The organism is Stenotrophomonas sp. As-7 (assembly GCF_030291015.1).
GTDB classification, from domain to species: Bacteria; Pseudomonadota; Gammaproteobacteria; order Xanthomonadales; family Xanthomonadaceae; genus Stenotrophomonas; species Stenotrophomonas lactitubi.
Genome location: NZ_CP127405.1, coordinates 3,532,083 through 3,545,246, shown reverse-complemented (window position 1 = coordinate 3,545,246; position 13,164 = coordinate 3,532,083). Strand labels below are relative to the sequence as shown.

At 66.6% G+C, this 13,164-nt stretch carries 13 protein-coding genes; 7 read left to right on the top strand and 6 right to left on the bottom strand.

What is annotated here, in order from left to right:
• The first annotated feature begins 57 nt into the window (after positions 1-57).
• The 3 genes from QP457_RS16320 (at position 58) to QP457_RS16310 (ending at position 2,595) form a co-directional block, all read left to right on the top strand.
• Positions 58-243: a DUF2065 family protein gene (locus QP457_RS16320; protein ID WP_089236459.1), complete on the top strand. Its 186-nt coding sequence runs from the start codon at positions 58-60 to the stop codon at positions 241-243.
• A 314-nt stretch (positions 244-557) separates the two neighbouring features.
• Positions 558-1,850, top strand: a complete 1,293-nt coding sequence (locus QP457_RS16315) for an adenylosuccinate synthase (RefSeq protein WP_025877044.1) — start codon at positions 558-560, stop codon at positions 1,848-1,850.
• An 88-nt stretch (positions 1,851-1,938) separates the two neighbouring features.
• Positions 1,939-2,595 (top strand): hypothetical protein, encoded by a 657-nt coding sequence (locus QP457_RS16310; protein WP_205406298.1) that lies wholly within the window; start codon positions 1,939-1,941, stop codon positions 2,593-2,595.
• A 30-nt stretch (positions 2,596-2,625) separates the two neighbouring features.
• On the opposite strand, the gene QP457_RS16305 is transcribed toward QP457_RS16310, so the two are convergent.
• Together QP457_RS16305 and QP457_RS16300 are read right to left on the bottom strand one after the other, a co-directional pair.
• A complete protein-coding gene (locus tag QP457_RS16305; RefSeq protein WP_205406288.1) occupies positions 2,626-3,270 on the bottom strand; it encodes a M23 family metallopeptidase in 645 nt (214 codons plus the stop codon).
• A 4-nt stretch (positions 3,271-3,274) separates the two neighbouring features.
• The gene (locus QP457_RS16300; protein ID WP_205406289.1) at positions 3,275-4,240 is read right to left on the bottom strand and encodes a L,D-transpeptidase family protein; all 966 of its coding nucleotides are present in this window, start codon (positions 4,238-4,240) and stop codon (positions 3,275-3,277) included.
• Positions 4,241-4,474: 234 nt separating this feature from the next.
• Between QP457_RS16300 and QP457_RS16295 the strand changes: the two genes are divergently transcribed.
• Positions 4,475-6,601 carry a methyl-accepting chemotaxis protein gene (locus QP457_RS16295; protein ID WP_205406290.1) on the top strand — a complete coding sequence of 709 codons (2,127 nt, stop codon included), beginning with the start codon at positions 4,475-4,477 and terminating at the stop codon, positions 6,599-6,601.
• An 84-nt stretch (positions 6,602-6,685) separates the two neighbouring features.
• Here the strand turns inward: QP457_RS16295 and QP457_RS16290 are convergent, their stop codons facing one another.
• Together QP457_RS16290 and QP457_RS16285 are read right to left on the bottom strand one after the other, a co-directional pair.
• On the bottom strand, positions 6,686-6,976 hold the full coding sequence (locus QP457_RS16290) for a hypothetical protein (protein WP_205406291.1): 291 nt from the start codon (positions 6,974-6,976) through the stop codon (positions 6,686-6,688).
• A gap of 14 nt (positions 6,977-6,990) precedes the next feature.
• On the bottom strand, positions 6,991-7,530 hold the full coding sequence (locus QP457_RS16285) for a hypothetical protein (RefSeq protein WP_180166205.1): 540 nt from the start codon (positions 7,528-7,530) through the stop codon (positions 6,991-6,993).
• A 139-nt stretch (positions 7,531-7,669) separates the two neighbouring features.
• Here QP457_RS16285 and QP457_RS16280 point away from each other — a divergent pair, with 139 nt between their 5' ends.
• The gene (locus tag QP457_RS16280) at positions 7,670-8,416 is read left to right on the top strand and encodes an alpha/beta hydrolase (protein ID WP_205406292.1); all 747 of its coding nucleotides are present in this window, start codon (positions 7,670-7,672) and stop codon (positions 8,414-8,416) included.
• Here the strand turns inward: QP457_RS16280 and QP457_RS16275 are convergent.
• Positions 8,413-8,622: a hypothetical protein gene (locus QP457_RS16275; protein WP_205406293.1), complete on the bottom strand. Its 210-nt coding sequence runs from the start codon at positions 8,620-8,622 to the stop codon at positions 8,413-8,415. The two genes, QP457_RS16280 and QP457_RS16275, sit on opposite strands and share 4 nt — an antisense overlap.
• 21 nt (positions 8,623-8,643) lie before the next feature.
• Positions 8,644-10,740, bottom strand: coding sequence for a catalase (locus tag QP457_RS16270; RefSeq protein ID WP_205406294.1), 2,097 nt, complete (start codon positions 10,738-10,740; stop codon positions 8,644-8,646).
• A 118-nt stretch (positions 10,741-10,858) separates the two neighbouring features.
• On the opposite strand from QP457_RS16270, the gene QP457_RS16265 reads away from it, so the two are divergent.
• Together QP457_RS16265 and QP457_RS16260 are read left to right on the top strand one after the other, a co-directional pair.
• Positions 10,859-11,581: an AraC family transcriptional regulator gene (locus tag QP457_RS16265; RefSeq protein WP_100460033.1), complete on the top strand. Its 723-nt coding sequence runs from the start codon at positions 10,859-10,861 to the stop codon at positions 11,579-11,581.
• Between the two features lie 81 nt (positions 11,582-11,662).
• The gene (locus QP457_RS16260) at positions 11,663-13,033 is read left to right on the top strand and encodes an amino acid permease (protein ID WP_306669828.1); all 1,371 of its coding nucleotides are present in this window, start codon (positions 11,663-11,665) and stop codon (positions 13,031-13,033) included.
• Positions 13,034-13,164 lie beyond the last annotated feature (131 nt).

Genomic DNA, 13,164 nt, shown 5'->3' with positions numbered 1-13,164 from the left:
CAGTACCTCACGGGGCCCGGCCATACGCCGGGCCCCGTGCTTTTCCGGAGTTCCCCCATGAAAGATCTGTTCGCCGCCGTCTGCCTGGTCGCGGTGCTGGAAGGCCTGTTGCTGTTCGCCGCCCCCGTGGCATGGAAGCGCATGGCCGAACGCCTGCTGGACCTGCCCAGCCCGGCCCTGCGCAGCTTCGGTGGCCTGGTCTTGCTGGCCGGGCTGAGCCTGCTGTGGTGGGTGCGGCACTGAGGGCCCGGCACGGCCGCCTGCGTCTGGCTCTGGTAGATGCCAACCTTGGTTGGCATTGGCGGCCAGCGGCCGGCACCACCGGGGCAGGGCGCCTGACCGGCCGGTGAAGCCGTCCGTCGGAAAGGTGGCAGCCGACCCCGGAAACCCGGATAATGCACAAAAGCCGGACGGGCCTCCCCGTTCGGCTTTTTCCGTGTCTGGGCCTTCCATCGCCGGCCGCTCCCCGTTTGGAGCCGCCACCCAAGCGCTGGCCAGCCCCGCTGCGGTTTACCCGTCCGCGGCCCCGATGGCCGCAACAAATAGAGGAACCCGTCATGGGTCAGTCTGTCGTAGTGCTTGGTGCCCAGTGGGGCGATGAAGGCAAGGGCAAGATCGTCGATCTGCTCACTGAGGAAATCGGCGCGGTCGTGCGCTTCCAGGGCGGCCACAATGCCGGCCACACCCTGGTCATCAACGGCAAGAAGACCGTCCTGCACCTGATCCCGTCGGGCATCCTGCGTGACGATGCGCTGTGCCTGATCGGCAACGGCGTGGTGATCTCGCCGGCTGCGCTGCAGAAGGAAATCGCCGAGCTGGAAACCTCCGGCGTGGAAGTGCGTTCGCGCCTGAAGATCTCCCCGGCCGCGCCGCTGATCATGCCGTACCACATCGCCCTGGACCAGGCGCGCGAACGCGCTGCCGGCGGCAAGGCGATCGGCACCACCGGCCGTGGCATCGGCCCGGCCTACGAAGACAAGGTGGCGCGTCGCGGCATCCGCATCGCCGACCTGCATTACCCCAAGCAGCTGGAAGAACTCCTGCGCACCGCGCTGGATTACCACAACTTCGTGCTGACCAAGTACCTGAACACCGACGCGGTCGATTTCCAGAAGACCTTCGACGAGGCGCTGGCCTTCGGCGAGTACGTGCAGCCGATGAAGTCGGACGTTGCCGGCATCCTGCATGACCTGCGCAAGCAGGGTAAGCGTGTGCTGTTCGAAGGTGCGCAGGGCGCGCTGCTGGACATCGACCACGGTACCTACCCGTACGTCACCAGCTCCAACACCACCGTGGGTGGTGCGCTGGCCGGTGCCGGCGTCGGCGCCGATGCGATCGACTACGTGCTGGGCATCGCCAAGGCCTACGCGACCCGCGTTGGCGGTGGCCCGTTCCCGACCGAGCTGGACGATGAAATCGGCCAGGGCATCCGCGACCGCGGTGCCGAGTACGGTGCCTCGACCGGCCGCCCGCGTCGTTGCGGCTGGATGGACATCGTCGCCCTCAAGCGCGCCGTGGCCATCAACGGCATCAGCGGCCTGTGCATCACCAAGCTGGACGTGCTGGACGGCATGGAAAAGCTGAAGGTCTGCATCGCCTACGAATACAACGGCAAGCGTACCGAGTACGCGCCGCTGGACGCGCAGGGCTGGGAAGAGTGCACCCCGGTGTACCTGGAGTTCCCGGGCTGGACCGAGAACACCCACGGCATCACCAACTGGGACGACCTGCCGCCGGCCGCGCGCGCTTACCTGCGTTCGCTGGAAGAACTGGCCGGCTGCCCGATCAGCATCGTCTCCACCGGCCCGGACCGCGACCACACCATGGTCCTGCAGGATCCGTTCGCCTGAGCGACCGCACGCTGACGTGAAGGAAAAGCCCCGCGAAAGCGGGGCTTTTTCGTTAGTGTGTACGCCGTGCCAGCAGGGAAGCGGACCGATGACCGACGATGTCAGCGTAAAAGGGACCAGGGTGCTGCGGATCACCCTGTGGGTGTTCTGGGGCCTGTGGGCAGCCGCTTGTGTGGTGCTGGCGGTGGGCGCTGTGGCCAACCACCTGGCCTCACGCACGCAGACACTGCCGCTGGTGCTGAGCCCCGGAGCGAGCGCGGAGATCACGGTCTACCGCTTCATTGACGATCGCCTGCGGTTGCGGCTGCGCTACCCGCCCAACGCTGCCGACCCGGCCCTCGACCCCGAGGTGCTGATGCGCATCGAAACGCCCAACGAGCACGCGGACTTCCGCGCAAGCCTGCGATCTGGCCCGCCCGCGACGGAGGTCGTGCGCCGGGTGGAAACCGTTGAAACGGCGGGTTTCACCGCCGCGTACTTCGGCTATGGCCGCGGTGACGCATTGCCCCGTGGCCGATCCTGGCTGCGGGTAACCGTGCTGGAGGTGGAGCCGGCGCTGGCCGGCAGGCCGGCAACCGTCGAGCTGCAACCGCCGCTGGATCTTCTGAAACTGACCGACCTGGACTACATCTGGCTGTGGCCATTCTTCTTCTGGAAACTGGTGGCGCTGTTGCTGCTGATTCCAGGCATCGCACTGGTGATCTTCACCATCGCGCTGCGCAGGAAGGGACCACGCGCTGCATAGACGCCCCGGACAAACCGTGGGGGTTGCGACTTAATCCCCTCCGTCCCCTTTTTTCAGCAGCGGATAGGGGTTGAGCGATTCGCCCTTCCACCACTGTTTTTCCGGTCCCAGCGCGTGTACTTCGAAATGCAGGTGTGGGGCCTCGGGGTTGGCGTTGCCGGTGCTGCCGACGTAGCCGATCACATCGCCGCGCTTGAGGGTCTGCTTCTCCGCCAGGCCGTCGGCGTAGCGCTGCAGATGCGCGTAGTAGTAGCACCAGCGGCCGCTGGGTTCGAACTGGTAGATCGTCAGGCCGCCGCGTTTGCTGTCGAACAGTTTCTCGACATGGCCATCGGCCACGGCCAGCACCGGCGTGCCGGCAGCGGCCATGATGTCGATGGCATCGTGCACACGGCCTTCGCTGCGTGCGTCGGTGAAGGTGTCCTGCAGTTGCGACGGCGCAATGCCCTGTACCGGCAGCAGCAGACCGGAGGGTGTGTCGCCGGTGGCTGCTGGGGCGGGCGCAGCGATTGCCGTCGCTGCCTGCTCCGCGGGTACGGCATGTGCGTGGTCCGCCGCAACCACTGCAGGAGGGTGGACAGTCGCGCCATCGGACGGCTCGCCATCGCGCTGCAGCCACCACCCGGCAGCCACGCCCATCACCAGTCCCAGCACGATCAGTTGCGCAAGTCGCATCGGCTTACTCCTGCATCACCACGACTACCGACGTATCCACCGCCGCGGCCACGCGCAGTGCATCCCAGTTGGTCATGCGCACGCAGCCGTGCGATTCGGTCTTGCCGACGTGGCCGGGCACCGGCGTGCCGTGCAGGCCGTAATGCGGCTTGGACAGGTCGATCCAGACCCGGCCGACCGGATTGTTCGGGCCGGGTGGAATCGTGGCTTTGCGATCGCCCTTCTTCGCGTCCCAGAACAGCTTCGGGTTGTAGTGGAATGGCGGGTCCGGGTACACGCCGAGGATCTTCCACTCCCCGATCGGCAGCGGGTCGTGCTCGCTGCCCGACGACACCGGTACCTGCGCGATCACCTTGCCCTGCACGTCCAGCAGTTGGAGGGTGGAGTCGGATTTGTCGACCACCAGCTTGGCCGCCTTGGGCAAAGCGGCAGGCGCAATGTTGGGCACCTGGATGCGATTGCCGGCCTTGCTCAGATCCACGCCGGGATTGAGGGCCTTCAGCAGCTCCGGGGCGGCATGGAAACGTTCGCCCAGTGATTCTTCGATACTGCTGAAGCCCAGGGATTTCAGCTTGGCCTGTTCGGCCGGCTTCTTCGGGATGGCGACAAACGGACCGGCCACGTCTTCGGCGGTCAGCGTGTAGCTTGCCAGCGGACCAGCCGAATCGGCCTGCAGGGCCTTCCAGGTGGCGTCGTCCAGTTCACCGCTGACGGTCAGCCCGTGCGCAGCCTGGAAACCGGACACCGCACGGCGTTGATTGCTGCCCACTTCGCCATCGATCTCGCCCGGAGAGAAATTCGCGCGATCCAGCAGTACCTGTGCATGCAGGGGCGAGTGCGCCGCAGTGTCAGGGCCGGCCTTTTCGGCGATGGGCGCTGGCAGGCCGGCGGGCGGGGGCGTCTGCGCAAAGGCGGGCGACATCAGCAGCGACAGGGCGAGCAGGGCGGGGCGGCATACGGGCATGGGCATCTCCAGGCAGATCACGCCTCCACCCTGCCCGTACATGCTGCGCAGCCGCCGTGAAAGAAAACTGATGCCAGCATGAGCAGTGGGGCCAAGCCGCAGGGCCACCTTCCCACCGCAGAAGCGAAGGGCGGCGCCTCACCAAGGTGAACGGCTTCCGACGCAGGCGAGCGTGGGGCGATCAAGATTCCCGGTCGGCAGGCCGATATGGGCGCATCCCCCCCGTTTTGGATTCACCCCATGAACTACTTGAGGAACGTCAGGGTTGCCTGGCGTCTTGGGCTTGGCTTTGGCCTGTTGTTGCTGCTGGTTGCCGCCGTGGTGGCCACCGGCGCTACCGCCACCACCGTGCAGAAGCGCGCGATGGAGCAGGTGGTCGAGGTTGGCGTAGCCAAGGTACGGCTGCTGTCGGAGATGCTCGATGCCAACAACCAGATGATGGTCGTGCGCCGCGAGATGCTGATCCGCCAGGGCGAAGACCGCGCCAACGACGAGCAGCGCATCGCCGATCTGGTCAAGCGTTACGAGGCCAGCTGGACTGCCTACCAGGCCCTGCCCGGCGATGCCGAGGGCAAGGTGATCGGCGAGACCATCGCCGCCAAGCGCGCGCTCGCCCGTCCGCTCAACAAGCAGACCAGTGAGCTGATGGAGCAGGGCGATTTCCCCGCTGCCGTGGCGCTGACCCTGGGCCCGGTGCAGGAAGCGGCCAATGGCTGGAACAAGTCCCTGGCCGATGGCGTGGCCTATGAGGAAAAGGAGAGCCGCGAGGCCGCTGCCGAGGCGATCCGCCTGGGCGAGCGCAGCCTGCTGCAGCTGCTGGCGCTGGGCGGCGTGGCCCTGCTGGTCGGCATCGCCGCGTCGGTGCTGATCGGCCGCAGCATGACCGGCCCGCTGGCACGTGCGGTGCAGCTGGCCGAGCGCTTGTCCAAGGGCGAACTGGACCAGGAATTCCGCCTGGGCGGTCGTGACGAGCTGACCCAGCTTGGCGAGGCCATGGCCAGCGTGCGCCAGAGTGTGCAGGCGGCGATCGGCGCGCAGCTGCAGATGGCCGAGCAGCATGAAGCCGGTGCGATCCGTTACCGGATGGATGCCAGTGCGTTCCCCGGCGACTTCGGTCGCATGGTGCAGGCCACCAATCACCTGGTCGAATCGCACGTGCAGGTGCAGTTGCTGATGGCCGAGGTGATGCAGCGCTATGCGATCGGCGATCTCAGCCGCGATCTGCCCGAGTACCCCGGCGAGAAGGGCACGCTGACCCGCACCCTGGCGGCGGTCAAGCAGAGCCTGATGGCGATCAACGCGCAGATCGATGAACTGGCCCGTGCCGCGCGCGCCGGCGATTTCAGCATGCGTGGCGACGCCGCGGCATTCCAGTATCAGTTCCAGGCGATGGTGAACCACCTCAACGGCATGATGGCCAGTTCGCAGGCCAGCATTGCCGATGTCTCCGACGTGCTGCGCGCGATCTCGCATGGCAACCTCACCGCGCGCATGGATGGCGAGTACGAAGGCGTGTTCGCGCGCATGCGTGACGACGCCAACACCACCACCGCGCAGTTGACCGGCATCGTGCGCGGCATCCAGGTAGCGGCCGACAGCATCAACAACGCGGCACAGGAACTGGCCGCCGGCAACAACGATCTGTCGCGCCGTACCGAACAACAGGCCGCGAATCTGGAAGAGGCCGCCGCCTCGATGGAAGAGCTGACCTCGACCGTGCGCCAGAACGCCGAGCTGGCCCGCCAGGCCGACAGCGAAGCGCACGCTGCCGGCGTTGCCGTGCGCGAGACCGAGCAGGCCATGGCACAGATGGCGACCGTGATGGGCGAGATCGATCAGTCTTCCGCGCGCATCTCGGAAATCTCCACGGTGATCGATGGCATTGCCTTCCAGACCAACATCCTGGCGTTGAATGCCGCGGTGGAAGCGGCGCGCGCCGGTGAGCAGGGCCGCGGCTTCGCGGTGGTCGCCAGCGAAGTGCGTACGTTGGCACAGCGTGCCGGCGTCGCTGCCAAGGAGATCAAGGAACTGATCGAGGACGCCGCCGCCAAGGTGCAGAGCGGCTTGGCGGTGACGGTGCAGTCCGAAGCTGCCATTGCGCGCGTGGCGCAGGCCAGTTCGCGTACCACCCTGCTGATGAGCGACATCGCCGCCGCCAGCAAGGAACAGGCGGCTGGCATCGAGCAGGTCAACCAGGTGGTGGTGCAGATGGACCAGGTGACCCAGCAGAACGCGGCCCTGGTGGAAGAAGCCACCGCTGCCAGCCGCGCGCTGGAAGAGCAGGCACATGCACTGACGACCTCGGTGTCGGTGTTCCAGCTGGAGCAAGGGGCGCGCATGCCCATCGTGCCTGCACGCGCGGCGTAAGCCAACGGCAGCGCGATGTTGGAGGGCGCCCTGCATGCGATGACCCGCATGCAGGGCGTCGATGCACGCAACGGTTGAGTGCCGTCAGCGCCCGCGCGCCGAGCGTTCGATCAACCAACCGGCCGCGTACAGCAACAGCAGCGTTGGTGGTACCAGCACCGCATACGCGGTCGACCAGGGCTTGCCGTACAGCAGGCTGCCTGCGCCGATGGCATCCAGCGCAGCAGACTGCAGGGTGATGGGCAGGGCCATCAGGATGTAGGTACCCTTCGGGTCCGCATCCGACTGCGCGCCGTGAACCAGCCACGCGGTAAACAGCAGGTAGGCCACGCACAGCGCCAGGCCGGCCCAGCTAAGGAGTCGTCGCTTCTTCATCCGCAGGCTTCCTTTCAACGGACCTCGAAGCGCGCCTGCAGCGGCAGGCCCACACCCCGCAGCAGATCCTTGACCACCACCTGCGCAGTCCACGTACCTTTCGGATCGCCGGGCTCGGCGACGAATTTCAGCTGCACGTTGGTCATGTACAACAAGGTGGGTGGTCCCGGCAGACGGGCGGTGAAGCAGGGAACATCGCGCTCATCCGCGCTGGTGCTGCCGTCCGGGCGCAGCATGCGCACGTCGCAGTGGACCTTGGCTGCGCCATCCTCGCCCAGTTGCGGGTTGGACAGGAACGTCAGCACGAACAACTCTCCGCCCAGCTGCACGTCGCTGGCCTCGGTGAAGTTCGGCGTGGTGTCCGCTGGGGTTTCCCACTTGGCCCGCCAATCGGCGTCGGAGGTGACCAGCAGTGATGCCGCAAATCCATCCTTGGACTTCATGGCATCGGTCTGCGGCACCGCCTTTCCGTCGCCATCTATCCAGCCATCGCCGGCAAAGGTGGTCAGTGGCAGCATCAGGGCCATCATGGCCAGTGCGTAGGTCCATCGCATCAACGGTTCTCCCTGGTAGCCGCATCCTGCGGCGAAGCCGGCAGTATCGCGCAACCTTGACCGGCACAGCAGGGGATAGCCAAAGAAGAGGTTCCTTCGGCCGCCGATCCGGGCGATGCTTGTCAGCCTAGGAGATGGCATGGAAATTGGACGCGAGGAAAAGCAGGGCGGTGATGCCGCGTCGACCACGCCGCTGCACGTAGTGATGCTGCCAGGCCTGGATGGCACCGGCAGGATGTCGACCTCGCTCCTGTCCGCGCTGCAGGCTCATGGGCTGACAACGCAGGCCATCGCACTGCCTGCACAGGGAGGGCAGGATTACGCCACGCTTGCCGAGGGGTTGTGGCCACGGTTGCCACACGGACCATTCATATTGCTTGCCGAGTCCTTCTCGGGCCCGTTGGCGGTTGAACTCGCAATGCGGCATCCGCCCGGGCTGCGCGGAGTGGTACTGGCCGCTACCTTCGCACGTCGGCCCGTGCCATTGCCGGCAGCCGGCGCGGCACTGCTGTCGCCGGCCTGGCCGATGCCTCCGGTAGCGTTGCTGGCACGCCTGCTGCTGGGGCGATGGCGCACACGCGAGCACCTGTCGATGTTGCGCGATGCGTTGGCTCAGATCCCGGCCGCCACGCTGCGGCAGCGCGCCGCAGCAACCCTGAGGGTGGACGTACGCGCACTGCTGCCGCAGATCACGGTGCCGACGCTGTGCCTGCAGGCGCGCCAGGACCGGTTGCTGTGGCCGCCGAGTGTGGCCGAACTGCAGGCGCTGTTGCCGCATGCGCGGCACGTTGCACTGGAAGGGCCGCATCTGCTGCTGCAGGCCTGTGCCGAACCGGCCGCCGCCGTGGTGGCCGGTTGGGTGAGGGCGCTGCCGACTGCGGGTTAACTGCTGGCCCGGGCCGGCGCTGCCTTCTTCGTACTCGTGCGCGCGCTGCCGCTGCGCTTGCCGCCACCATCCTGCTTGTTCACGGTGGCCCATGAGATGCGCTCGGCGGTGCCTTCACTTGCACCGCGTTCGCGCTCGCTCTCTTCGATGTGCTCGGCCTGGCGTTTCTGCTTGTCGGTATAGGCGGATTTGTCACCACGGGGCATGGGAATTCTCCTGTTGGATGATCATGCCAGCAGGCGCAGCTTCGGCTCGCGCGCCCACTGGCGGGTGGCGGCAGCGGTGAGGAAGGCTTTGCTGTCTTCTGCCTCGACGGTGCCGGCATCGTTGCCGACGCGCGCTGCCTTCAGCAGGGCCTGTGCACCTTCGTCACTGGCGATCGCTTTGAGATGCGCCCAAGCGTCGCTGACGAAGCCAATGGCCGCCGCTTCCTTGGCCAAGGCCTTGCCGGCATCGGCACTCAGCACTACCGCCACTGCATCGAACACCACCGACGGGGTACCGGCCAGCTGTCCATCGGCGGCCTGCACCTTGCCGTCGCTGAGCGTGGCGCCACCGACTTTCGGTGCGACCAGCTTGACGCTGGCGCCGGCCTTTTCAACGGCCTTGCGCAGGTTGGCGATCACCCGTGCATCGGAACCTTCATCGAACAGGATGCCGATGCTGCGCCCCTGCAGCAGGGGCTTGCTGCGGCCGATCACCCGTACTTCGGGAGCGGCGGGCAGGTCCTGTGCAGGGGTCGCCGTCGGTGCCGGGTCGGGCAGGGTACGCAGGGCCAGCCCATCGGCCACGCGTTTGGCCAGTCCTTCGTCGATGTTGCGCAGATGGCTGACGGTGCGCACGCGCACCTTCTCCGTTTCCACCTTCGACAGCTCGAACACCAGCGCCGAGGCCAGGTGCGCCTGCTCCGGTTTCTCCAGGCTGCGGAAGAACATCCGTGCCTGGCTGTAGTGGTCGGCAAAGCTCTCCGCACGCGTACGACCCTTGCGCCCGTCATCGGCGCTGGCATGGCTGCGGAAACCGGCGGGGGTCTCGCGCGGGCTGTCTTCCTGCAGCGAACTGGGATCGTAGGCTACGCGTCCCTTCGGCACCTGCATCTGCATGTGGCCATCGCGCTGGTGGTTGGCGAACGGGCACTTCGGTGCGTTGATCGGGATCTGGTTGAAGTTCGGCCCGCCGAGGCGGATCAGCTGGGTATCCAGATAGGAGAACAGCCGCCCCTGCAGCAGCGGATCGTTGCTGAAGTCGATGCCAGGCGGCACGTTGGCCGGGCAGAACGCAACCTGCTCGGTCTCGGCGAAGAAGTTGTCCGGCCAGCGGTCCAGCACCATGCGTCCGATCACCTGCAGCGGCACCAGCGACTCGGGGATGATCTTGGTCGGGTCCAGGTGGTCGAACGGGAAGCCGTCGGCCTGTTCCTCGCTGAACAACTGCACGGCCAGCTCCCACTCGGGGAAGTCGCCGCGCTGGATCGCCTCGAACAGGTCGCGCCTGTGGAAATCATTGTCGGCGGCCTGCAGTTTCAGCGCCTCGTCCCAGATCGTGGATTGCAGACCCAGCTTCGGGCGCCAGTGGAACTTGACGAAGGTGGAGTTCCCTTCGTCATCCAGCAGACGGAAGCTGTGGATGCCGAAACCTTCGATGGTGCGCAGCGAGCGTGGGATCGTGCGGTCGCTCATCGCCCACATGATCATGTGCATCGACTCGGGCATCAGCGAGACGAAATCCCAGAATGTGTCGTGCGCGCTGGCGGCCTGCGGGAACGCGCGGTCCGGTTCCATCTTCACCGCATGGATCAGGTCGGGGAACTTGATCGCGTCCTGGATGAAGAACACCGGGATGTTGTTGCCGACCAGATCCCAGTTGCCTTCCTTCGTGTAGAACTTCACCGCGAAGCCGCGCACGTCGCGCGGGGTGTCGACCGAGCCGGCGCCGCCGGCGACGGTGGAGAAACGGGTGAAGACCGGCGTCTTCACCCCGACCTCGGTGAGGATCTTCGCCCGCGTCACCTTGCCCAGCGACTTGGTCAGTTCGAAGAAGCCATGGGCAGCCGAGCCGCGCGCGTGGACGATGCGCTCGGGAATGCGCTCGTGGTCGAAGTGGGTGATCTTCTCGCGCAGCAGGAAGTCTTCCAGCAGGGTCGGTCCACGCGGCCCCTGGCGCAGGGAATTCTGGTTGTCGGCGACCGGGATGCCTTGGTTGCTGGTCAGTACCGGATGGGCGCCTCCTGCGAGCTGATGCAGTTCATCGCCCTGGCCGCGGCTGTCACGGTCGGCGGCGGGAGTGGCGGGAGCGCGCTTGCCGGTCGGCTTGCTGGCGGCCATGGAGGATCTCCTGGAGCGGGTAGGGGGCAGACCCCAGACACTGGCGCCGGCGGCGTTAATACAGGGTCCCGTGGGAGTGAACGCGCAGACAAATCGGCGGCTCGGGTATGCTTGCCGCATGCGAGTCGAACCCGCCGACATCGAAGCCCTGTTCGACGCCATTCCGGACGTGCTGTTCTTCATGAAGGACCGCCAGGGCCGCTACACCTACGTCAACCAGACCATGCTGCGACGGCTGGGCCTGCGTGCGCGCAAGGACGTGATCGGGCGCACCGCGGCCGAGATCTACCCCACCGGCCTGAGCGCGGACTATGTCGACCAGGACGCCCGCGTGCTGTCCGGCGAGGTGATCGAGAACCTGATGGAACTGCACCTGTTCGCCAACCGCGAACCGGGTTGGTGCCTGACCTGCAAGCGCCCGCTGGTGGTGGACGGGCAGGTCGAAGGGCTGATCGGCATCTCCCGCGACCTCGGCCAGAAGGACAGCCTCGGCACCCAGTACGAGCAGCTGCGGCTGGCCCTGGCCCACCTCAATACGCATTACGCCGAGAACGTGCGGATGCAGACCCTGCTGGACATCACCGGATTCTCGTTGTCCAAGCTGGAGCGCAGCTTCCGCAAGGTGTTCCAGATGACCCCGCAGCAGGTGCTGACCCGGCTGCGGATCCAGATGGCCATGCACCTGCTGCATGGCAACGAGAGCATCGCCTGCATCGGCCAGGCCTGCGGTTTCAGCGACCAGAGCGCGTTCACCCGCAAGTTCAAGGCCGAAACCGGTTTCTCGCCGCGCGCCTACCGCGCCCGTATTGGTGGGAATGTCGGCGAGCAGCTACCGGCCTGAGTTCCCTGCTGCGCTGTGCCTATCCCCGCGGCGGCAGGACACGGTAAGGTGTCGCCCTTATCGCCGCCGCCAGCCCTGCCGATGCCCGCCACCCCCGATCAGACTGCTTCGCCCTCCCGCCTCGGCCATTCGCTCAAGCCACGCCAGCTGATCATGATGGGGCTGGGCAGCGCCATCGGCGCCGGCCTGTTCCTCGGCTCCGGCGTGGGCGTGCAGGCGGCCGGTCCGGCGGTGCTTGTGTCCTACCTGGTGGCCGGTGCGCTGGTGATCATCGTGATGAACGCGCTGGGCGAAATGGCGGCCGCCAAGCCGACCAGCGGTGCGTTCTCGGTGTATGCAGCCGATGCCATGGGCGCCACCGCGGGTGCCACCGTGGGCTGGCTGTGGTGGGTGCAGCTGGTCATCGTCATCGCCGCCGAGGCGGTGGGCGCGGCCGGGTTGCTGGCCACGGTCTGGCCGGTGGTGCCGGTACCGATGGCGGCACTGGCATTCATGCTGTTCTTCACCGCGATCAACCTGCTCGGGGTGAAGAACTTTGGTGAGTTCGAATTCTGGTTCGCCATCCTCAAGGTGGCGGCGATCCTGGCCTTCATCGCCGTTGGCGTGGCGCTGCTGATGGGCTGGCTGCCGCAGGTGGCCTCGCCGGGCCTGAGCAACTTCACCGAGCACGGTGGCTTCGCACCGAAGGGCCTGGCCGGTATCGGTGCTGCGCTGCTGGTGGTGGTGTTCGCCTTCGGCGGCACCGAGATCGTGGCCGTCGCGGCGGCGGAAACCGAAGACCCCGAGCGCAGCATCGCCCGTGCCATCCGCACCGTCGCCTGGCGCATCCTGGTGTTCTACATCGGTTCGCTGAGCGTGATCATCGCCGTGGTGCCGTGGACCAGCGAAGCGTTGAAATCACCGTTCGCCGCGGTTCTCGATGTCGCCAATATTCCGGGTGCGGCCACGGCCATCACCCTGATCGCGGTGATCGCCCTGCTGTCGGCGCTCAATGCCAATCTCTACGGCGCCTCGCGCATGATGTATTCGCTGGCGCAACGCCGCGAAGCACCGGCCGTGCTGGGCTGGACCGACCCGCGCCAGGTACCGGTGATCGCGGTGCTGGCCAGCGTCCTGTTCGGTTTCGCTGCCACCATCATGGAACTGCTGTTCCCGGACAAGGTGTTGCCGGTACTGCTGAACATCGTCGGTTCCACCTGCCTGCTGGTGTGGACGTTGTCGCTGGTCTCGCAGCTGGTGCTGCGCCGTCGCGCCGACCGCCTGGGCACGCGCCTGCCGTTCCGCATGGCCGGCTTCCCGTGGCTGACCGTCTGTGCGCTGGCGATCCTGGCGCTGATCTTCGGCCTGCTGCTGAGCGAAGCGCATACGCGCCTCCAGTTCCTGTCGATGGTGGCGCTGACGGCGACCATCGCGGCCAGCAGCGCCATCGCCCGGCGCATGCGCGAGGCGTGATTCTGTAGAGCCGACCCTACGGTCGGCTGCTGTTCGGGCAGACGTCAGCCGAGCATGGGCTCGGCTCTACAGAAGGCATACGTCCCGCGTGCGATGCTGATCGCGTGGGCCATACCGGCCCGACGAACGGG

Excerpts from the sequence above, each read along its gene's own strand:
- QP457_RS16320 (WP_089236459.1), top strand. The coding sequence starts at position 58 with ATGAAAGATCTGTTCGCCGCCGTCTGCCTGGTCGCGGTGCTGGAAGGC.
- QP457_RS16315 (WP_025877044.1), top strand. The coding sequence starts at position 558 with ATGGGTCAGTCTGTCGTAGTGCTTGGTGCCCAGTGGGGCGATGAAGGC.
- QP457_RS16310 (WP_205406298.1), top strand. The coding sequence starts at position 1,939 with ATGACCGACGATGTCAGCGTAAAAGGGACCAGGGTGCTGCGGATCACC.
- QP457_RS16305 (WP_205406288.1), bottom strand. The coding sequence starts at position 3,270 with ATGCGACTTGCGCAACTGATCGTGCTGGGACTGGTGATGGGCGTGGCT.
- QP457_RS16300 (WP_205406289.1), bottom strand. The coding sequence starts at position 4,240 with ATGCCCATGCCCGTATGCCGCCCCGCCCTGCTCGCCCTGTCGCTGCTG.
- QP457_RS16295 (WP_205406290.1), top strand. The coding sequence starts at position 4,475 with ATGAACTACTTGAGGAACGTCAGGGTTGCCTGGCGTCTTGGGCTTGGC.
- QP457_RS16290 (WP_205406291.1), bottom strand. The coding sequence starts at position 6,976 with ATGAAGAAGCGACGACTCCTTAGCTGGGCCGGCCTGGCGCTGTGCGTG.
- QP457_RS16285 (WP_180166205.1), bottom strand. The coding sequence starts at position 7,530 with ATGCGATGGACCTACGCACTGGCCATGATGGCCCTGATGCTGCCACTG.
- QP457_RS16280 (WP_205406292.1), top strand. The coding sequence starts at position 7,670 with ATGGAAATTGGACGCGAGGAAAAGCAGGGCGGTGATGCCGCGTCGACC.
- QP457_RS16275 (WP_205406293.1), bottom strand. The coding sequence starts at position 8,622 with ATGCCCCGTGGTGACAAATCCGCCTATACCGACAAGCAGAAACGCCAG.
- QP457_RS16270 (WP_205406294.1), bottom strand. The coding sequence starts at position 10,740 with ATGGCCGCCAGCAAGCCGACCGGCAAGCGCGCTCCCGCCACTCCCGCC.
- QP457_RS16265 (WP_100460033.1), top strand. The coding sequence starts at position 10,859 with ATGCGAGTCGAACCCGCCGACATCGAAGCCCTGTTCGACGCCATTCCG.
- QP457_RS16260 (WP_306669828.1), top strand. The coding sequence starts at position 11,663 with ATGCCCGCCACCCCCGATCAGACTGCTTCGCCCTCCCGCCTCGGCCAT.